1 protein-coding gene is annotated in these 1172 nt (G+C 39.5%); it reads right to left on the bottom strand.

Going from position 1 to position 1172, the window contains the following annotated elements:
- Positions 1-1172: hypothetical protein (locus tag NG798_RS27720; RefSeq protein ID WP_261226946.1), on the bottom strand; the 1172-nt coding region annotated here is incomplete at both ends.

A 1172-nucleotide genomic window follows, 5' to 3' on the forward strand; every position in this document is an offset into this window, starting at 1 on the left:
ATAGTAGCATTACCAAACGATAGTTTTTCCTCTTTTTTGACTGGTGCATAATCATTTTCTGGCAATTGCATTTGGCGGAGATAGGCAACATAAGAGGGGTAATTCTTAGCAAGCGCTGCTGCTTTTGTATCCCCGTCATAGTCTTGACCGGCCTTTTTCTCTAATGTGTTATTTCTAATACCGATTTCAGGGTTAATGCCAGCTTTTATTTCCTGGGTTCGCCGTTCAACGTATTTATCTAGTGGTTCATCTGATACAGCGAATACACCAACCAGGGGACGACCTTTAGGGTCTAAAATATCATCGGTTTGGGTATTAGTTTGGATGGCGACATCAGTACGAAGTAGACAGGGAGAACGGAAGTTTATAATATCTTCTCCCATTGGTAAACCCGGTACACAAATTTGGTCATCATTTAAATCTTTGCTAGGGATAATGATAGCCCGATTCCATTTTATTGCACCACCACTAACAATATCAATTTTTTGTTTACGGATATAATCATTTAATTTGTTCGCAATATAACCATTTTCTACAATTTGCTCTAGGGTATTATTTTCTTGGGCTGTTTTGAGGGCTTTGTAAATTAGCATCTCTTGTTGAGTTTCTTTCTCCAAAAGAGAAGCCATTTCATCTGTAATCGTTTCATCTTGCCCTATCATTTCATACATTGATTCTAGGGCCGCTTCTTCTACTTCTTCAAGGGTAATCGGGCTTTCTTCCGAGTCAGATTGAACAGTAGCTTCCCGACGAATTAAAGCTTGTTTTTCGTAGGTTTTGATGAAGTCTGCGGCAAGTTTGCGTGGGTCTTTAGCAAGTTCTACTAATTCTAGGGCACGGGTAGTTAAAGTGGGAAGTGTATCTTCTGTTAAATTAAGTTCACCAGTTCGGCTTTTGCCATTTTGGGATATACTTTTAGCTCCTATCCAAGTATCTATTTCATAATAGCCAACTTTAGGTTTTTGACCTTTAAAGCTGGAAAGCGGGATGATAATATCGATGCCGCTACTATCTGCTTTTTCTTGATTCCAAGGTAAATTATCCAGATTCTTTGGGGCCAAAGTTCCTTTAGCAATACGAATTTGGCTGTGGTTCTCTGAGTCGATTAAAGCCATCCGATGTTGGACAACATGGCGGATGATTTCATCTTTTTGACCGTCGCTAAGAATGGT

The sequence above is a fragment of the Ancylothrix sp. D3o genome (assembly GCF_025370775.1).
Classification (GTDB): Bacteria; Cyanobacteriota; Cyanobacteriia; order Cyanobacteriales; family Oscillatoriaceae; genus Ancylothrix.